6 protein-coding genes are annotated in these 6,000 nt (G+C 56.4%); all 6 read right to left on the reverse strand.

The window, feature by feature from the left end; all coding sequences use genetic code 11:
• Window positions 1-153 precede the first annotated feature (153 nt).
• Window positions 154-420 carry a 30S ribosomal protein S15 gene (rpsO, locus tag YWK_RS0114815; protein WP_026965410.1) on the reverse strand — a complete coding sequence of 89 codons (267 nt, stop codon included), beginning with the start codon at window positions 418-420 and terminating at the stop codon, window positions 154-156.
• A 181-nt stretch (window positions 421-601) separates the two neighbouring features.
• Window positions 602-1,549 carry a bifunctional riboflavin kinase/FAD synthetase gene (locus YWK_RS0114820; protein ID WP_026965411.1) on the reverse strand — a complete coding sequence of 316 codons (948 nt, stop codon included), beginning with the start codon at window positions 1,547-1,549 and terminating at the stop codon, window positions 602-604.
• Between the two features lie 2 nt (window positions 1,550-1,551).
• Window positions 1,552-2,457 carry a tRNA pseudouridine(55) synthase TruB gene (gene truB / locus YWK_RS0114825; protein ID WP_051375633.1) on the reverse strand — a complete coding sequence of 302 codons (906 nt, stop codon included), beginning with the start codon at window positions 2,455-2,457 and terminating at the stop codon, window positions 1,552-1,554.
• Complete coding sequence (locus YWK_RS0114830; protein ID WP_051375634.1) at window positions 2,454-3,494, reverse strand: DHH family phosphoesterase; 1,041 nt, start codon at window positions 3,492-3,494, stop codon at window positions 2,454-2,456. The genes truB and YWK_RS0114830 overlap by 4 nt, the downstream gene beginning before the upstream one ends.
• On the reverse strand, window positions 3,491-3,859 hold the full coding sequence (rbfA, locus tag YWK_RS0114835; protein WP_026965414.1) for a 30S ribosome-binding factor RbfA: 369 nt from the start codon (window positions 3,857-3,859) through the stop codon (window positions 3,491-3,493). The genes YWK_RS0114830 and rbfA overlap by 4 nt, the downstream gene beginning before the upstream one ends.
• A gap of 92 nt (window positions 3,860-3,951) precedes the next feature.
• On the reverse strand, window positions 3,952-6,000 hold a 2,049-nt coding region (gene infB, locus YWK_RS20160; protein WP_051375640.1), incomplete at its 5' end, for a translation initiation factor IF-2.

Genomic DNA, 6,000 nt, shown 5'->3' on the forward strand with positions numbered 1-6,000 from the left:
ACGCGGAATATGTACAAAGCTGCCTAGCGAGGCTGGCGTTCTTTGAACATTGACACTCCTTTAATTATGTATACTGATTCCCAATATAGTGCAAGTTCAACCCTGCGACCACTCCGCGAAAATGCAAAACAAGCGGGCCGAAGCCCGCCAGTCTTACTTGCGCAGTCCAAGCGTTTGAATCAATTCACGGTACCGGTTGACATCCTTCTTGCGAAGGTAGTTCAACAGGTTTCGGCGATGACCAATCATCTTGTACAATCCGCGCCGGGAGTGATGATCCTTCTTGTGCACGCGGAAGTGGTCCGTCAGTTGATTGATGCGTTCTGTCAGAATCGCAATCTGAACTTCCGGAGATCCCGTGTCCGTTTCATGCAGCTGAAACTTTTCAACGAGTTCTTTCTTCTTGTCATTTGACAACATAGAGAGTCCTCCTCCGACAATTTCGAAGCGAGATCCCTGCAACGGAGAAGGCGTCCGGAGGGAACGCAGATCCACGTCGCAGTTCAGGAAACCGAATCTTCGGCCCACGCTTCGTCGTAATAGACTTTACTATTATATCATAAACGAATGGTAAATCAATCGGACAGGCTTGACGTGCACCTCATGTCAGTCCGAGCATCTGTTTGCTGAAAGTGACATCGTCCGCAATCTGCCTCCGGAGCTCTTCAAGACCCTGAAACTTCTTTTCAGATCTGACCCTCCGCAGAAGAGACACGCGCAGTTGCTTGCCGTATAGGTCCCCATCAAAGCCAAGCAGATGAACTTCAAGACGAAATTCTTTACCGCCAACTGTCGGTCGATAGCCGGCATTCATCACACCGAACCAGTTCCCGCGCACTGAGTCGTCGGATTCTCCGAGAACTTCCACCATCACTGCATACACACCCGTTCCCGGCAGCACATACTCGTCCAATTCCGCCAGGTTGGCCGTTGGAAAGCCAATCTGTCGGCCCAACTTATCGCCGGAGACCACTTTGCCAACGAATGAGTACGGCCGTCCCAACAGAGCCTCTGCAGCTTCCACCCTGCCGGCTGCAAGGTGTTCACGAATTTGCGAACTACTCACTTTGGTCCCATTTTCTTCAACTGGGTTGACGACGGTCACGGGTATCCCCACCTCGCGGCAGAGCGCCGCCAACTTGTTTGCATCCGCCACGCCGCCCTTGCCAAATCGAAAGTCAAAACCCACGACCACGTGTGTCAGCGACAACTTGGCCAAGTGACGATGAACGAATTCTTCCGCCGTTGTGCTGGCATACGCTCTGGAGAAGTGAACATGATACAACCGCTGCACGCCATGAGATTCCAGCCGACGCACTTTTTCTTCAAACGGTGTGAGCCAGCGGTCATATCCTTCCTTGCGCGCGAGTACCCAAGACGGATGAGGCCAAAAGCACATGACCCCGAGAATGGCTTGGGTGCCCTGTTGCTCTTTCGCCCTTTCCAAAATCGCCTGGTGCCCGATGTGAACACCGTCGAACTTGCCGATGGCCAACACCATCGGTTGGTCGCTCGCCGGCGGTGCACCTTCCACTTCGATGACGTGCATCTTCAACGGTCCCTCTTCCAAAAGACTTTTCTCGGTTTCAATACCACTTGTCTCGTTCCACGTCCCACTGCGTGCGCCACACAGACCAGGTCGCCGCTATCGACGAGAACCGCTACCTGTGGTGCCGGCTGCATGCCGGTGATGGAAACCGCTTGTCCCTGCGCAAGCTTGTCCGCATCTGCTCGCGAGACCGTGCACTTTTGCAAGGATCGCACAGCCGCGACTGCAGGCAGCAGGAACTGCTCTGGCGATGGACTGGATTCAAACGCCTCCAGGGACACCGCCTCATGAATCCTGAACGGACCGGAAGCAGTGCGTCGAAGGGCTTTCATGTGTGCGGGAATGCCCACCTTTTCACCCCAGTCCCGGCACAGCGCGCGGACGTACGTCCCTTTGGAACACTTCACTTGAAAGTCCGCTGTCGCGACATCGCCTGGCGAAAAATCGGACACGACCAATTCGTGAATTTCAACCATGCGCGTTGGCATCGTCACGTCCAGTCCAGCTCGCGCATACTCGTACGCTCGTTTCCCACCGACGTGTACGGCCGAATACTTCGGCACGACTTGGGGATGTAATCCGATAAATTCGGCCGCCGCCCGCTCTATCGCGTCCCTCGTCAACCGGCACGCGGAGGCACGTGCTGTCACTTCGCCAGAGGCGTCATCGGTGTCCGTAGACATTCCAAAACAGACCGTTCCCTCGTACACCTTGTCCTCTGCAGTGGCATACTCAATCAGCTTTGTCGCATCTCCAATACAGAGTACCAGGACGCCGGTGACGTCCGGATCGAGCGTCCCTGCGTGACCAACCTTTTTGGTGCGCAAGTGACGACGAACGCGTTGAACTACGTCGTGTGACGTCAAGCCGGCTGGCTTGTCGAGAATGAGAACGCCAGACAAACTCAACGTTTGGCCTCCTCCAGTGCCCGTTCAATTTGTTCCACAACCGCGTCAATGACGTCGGTCAAGTCACCGGATACTGTACACCCGGCCGCTCGCGTGTGACCGCCTCCGTCAAAGGCCTGGGCAATCTTAGAGACATCCACGTATCGCTTGGAGCGGAGGGACACCTTCACACGATGGTCCCGCGTTTCGCGAAACAACGCGCCCACCTCAACCGTGTCGATGCTCCGCGTAAAGCCAACCAGCCCCTCGGTGTCGTCATCGGTGCATCCCGCGCCTTCCAGCATGCCTTGCGTCACGTAAATGATGGCGTACTTTCCGTCGCTCGACACAGTGAGGTTGTTCAACGCCATTTGTAGCAACCGCATCTGCGCCCAAGTTCGGGACTCCAGCGCAGGTTCCGCGATGTCGTACGGCTGTACACCGCTCGCGAGCAGTTCAGCGGTAATCTGGTGTACTTCCCGCGTGGTATTTGGCTGCGCAAAGCCGCCCGTGTCGGTCAGAATGCCCGTATACAGGCAGGTCGCCAGTTCTTTCGTGAGCGAAACCTGCAATGCGCGAGCCACGTGGTACACGAGCTCACAGGTGGCTGCAGCCTCGGCGTCCACCCATGCGGCAACACCGTACATCGGATTGGTGTAGTGGTGATCAATGTTGACGATATCCGCACCATCTTCGATGAACTTCTGTGCATACGCGAACCGCGCCATGTCGGCGCAGTCGACTGCAATCACGTGTTTGAACTTGCGATCCACGTGATCTACGTCGACGTACGCCTTCTCTGACAGCGGAACAAAGTGAAATCGTTCCGGTATCGGACCTTCAGCGACAAAACGCCAGGTTTTGCCGAGCGCAGCCAAGACGTGCGCCATCGCAAACGCGCTGCCAATGGCGTCGCCGTCAGGACGCTCATGCGTGACAATCAGCCAATCGTCGTTCTCACGTATACGTTCCACAACAGCCCGCAAGGCGTCCGGATGGCGAGGCGCCGGTTCCCAGTCCCATCCAGAATCGTCCAACAGGGGCACCTGCTCACTCATCGCGACATATCCCCCGTTTCCGAATTCCGGTTGATTTTCTTCAGTACGGACTCAATGTGCGCACTGTACTCCCCGGACTCGTCAAGCTTAAATTGAAGCTCCGGACTGACGCGCATGCGCAGTCTCCGCCCGACCTCTCCGCGAATAAATCCAACGGCCCGGTTGAGCGCATCCATCGTCCCTTGTTTGGCTTCGTCGCTCCCCAACACACTCACGTACACCTTGGCGTGTTGTAAGTCACCCGCCACTTCAACGCGCGTGACCGTGACGAAGCCGATTCTCGGATCCTTCACGGAGGTGCGGATGATGTCCGCGATTTCTTTCTTCATTTGTTCAGCAACACGCTCTACCCGAATTCGCCCCATGGCACATCTCTCCTCAACGACAGGTTCAATCGGTTGAGTGACCACTGGCCCACCCTTCGGATGGCAGCGATCACTCATTCCTCGTGACGCCTTTAGTTTGGCTTGACAGCCTCCATCTTAAAGGCTTCCACGATGTCGCCGATTTTGATGTCGTTGTACTTCTCCAGTGTCAATCCACATTCGAAACCTTGTGCCACTTCCCGGGCATCGTCTTTAAACCGCTTGAGCGTATCCAGTTTCCCTTCGTACACCACGACGCCATCGCGGATGACGCGGCACTCCGCGTCGCGGGTAATTTTGCCATCAGTCACATAACATCCCGCAACGGTACCGACTTTCGAAATGTGGAACGTTTGCCGTACTTCCGCATGCCCGATAACCACTTCTTTGTATGTCGGGTCCAACATACCTTTCATGGCCGACTCGATTTCTTCAATCACGTTGTAAATGACGCGGTACAGACGAATGTCGACCTTCTCCGCCTCCGCAGCGCGGGCTGCATTCGCGTCAGGGCGAACGTGGAAACCGATGATGATGGCGTTTGATGTGCTAGCGAGCAACACGTCCGACTCGGTAATGGCACCGGCGCCGCGATGAATGACGTTGACCCGAACGCCTTCGACTTCAATTTTCTCAATCGCCTGCACCAGCGCCTCTACCGACCCCTGCACATCAGCCTTCACAATGACGTTCAGTTCCTTGACATTGCCTTCCTGAATGTGGCGATACAAATCATCCAGCGTCACGCGCGAGGTATTCTGCTGTTGCTGCACCTTATCGCGGCTCTGGCGTTTTTCAACCAAATGGCGAGCTGCGCGTTCGTCGTCGTACACCACAAACAGGTCACCTGCAGACGGCACCTCGTTCAAGCCGAGAATTTCCACTGGCGTGGACGGCCCCGCTTCCTTCAATCGCCGCCCGACGTCATTGACCATGGCGCGGACGCGGCCATAGGTCTGCCCAGCAACAACAATGTCACCAACCTTGAGCGTACCGTTCTGGACCAGAATGGTCGCAACTGGACCGCGGCCTTTGTCAAGTTTCGCCTCAATCACCGTGCCACGCGGGCGAGCTTTCGGGTTCGCCTTGAGCTCCTGCAAGTCCGCCACAAGCAGAACCATCTCCAGCAACGTATCCAGCCCTTGCTTCTTCAACGCGGAGATGTTCACAAAGATGGTGTCTCCGCCCCACTCTTCGGCAACCAGTCCATGCTGGGTCAACTCTTGCTTGATTCGGTCTGGGTTCGCGTCTGGCTTATCGATTTTGTTGACCGCAACGATGATAGGCACATTGGCTGCCTTGGCATGATTGATTGCTTCAACGGTTTGCGGCATCACGCCGTCATCCGCTGCGACCACAAGAATGGTGACGTCCGTGACTTGCGCGCCACGCGCACGCATGGTCGTAAACGCCTCGTGACCCGGTGTGTCGAGGAACGTAATGCGCCGACCTTGCACTTCCACCTGGTACGCCCCGATGTGTTGCGTAATGCCACCTGACTCAGTCGCTGTAATCCGGCTCTGGCGAATGGCGTCAAGCAACGTGGTCTTACCGTGGTCGACGTGGCCCATGATGGTCACAACCGGCGGACGCGGCACCAGGTCTTGCGGTTTGTCTTCCTCAATGAGCATGTCGAGCGCTTCTTCGTCCACTGGTTCCACGACAGTCATCTTGACACCGAACTCGTCAGCAATCAGCTCCATCGCGTCCGTGTCAATGTCCTGGTTAATGGTAGCCACGATACCCAGGAACAGCAATTTCTTGATGACTTCTGACGGTTCGCGCTTCAGCAGCTTCGCGAACTCGCCGACGGTCATTGGGCCTTCGACCGTAATGGTTGTGGGGAACTCCGGTTTGCGGGCCTCTTGCTGACCAGCGCGGCGTTTCCCGTTTCGCATCAGCTTGTTCTCGTTAAACTGCTCGCGCCGATCCCGTGGGAAGTCCGCACGCGTGCGTTCGCGTTCCTTTTCTTTCTCCTTGGCCTTCGATGCAGGGCTGACAGGCTTGGCTGCCACGTTCATCACCGGAGCGTTCGAACGACCACCTGGGCGTCCACCACCGTAGCCTCCAGAACGTTGGCCGCCTTGGCCACCACCGTAGCCTCCAGAACGTTGGCCGCCTTGGCCACCACCGTAGCCTCC

Origin of the sequence: Alicyclobacillus pomorum DSM 14955, assembly GCF_000472905.1 — a bacterium.
Classification (GTDB): Bacteria; Bacillota; Bacilli; order Alicyclobacillales; family Alicyclobacillaceae; genus Alicyclobacillus_A; species Alicyclobacillus_A pomorum.

Bases quoted from the DNA above. Each gene is read 5' to 3' on its own strand.
- rpsO (WP_026965410.1), bottom strand. From the start codon at position 420: ATGTTGTCAAATGACAAGAAGAAAGAACTCGTTGAAAAGTTTCAGCTG.
- YWK_RS0114820 (WP_026965411.1), bottom strand. From the start codon at position 1,549: ATGCACGTCATCGAAGTGGAAGGTGCACCGCCGGCGAGCGACCAACCG.
- YWK_RS0114830 (WP_051375634.1), bottom strand. From the start codon at position 3,494: ATGAGTGAGCAGGTGCCCCTGTTGGACGATTCTGGATGGGACTGGGAA.
- rbfA (WP_026965414.1), bottom strand. From the start codon at position 3,859: ATGGGGCGAATTCGGGTAGAGCGTGTTGCTGAACAAATGAAGAAAGAA.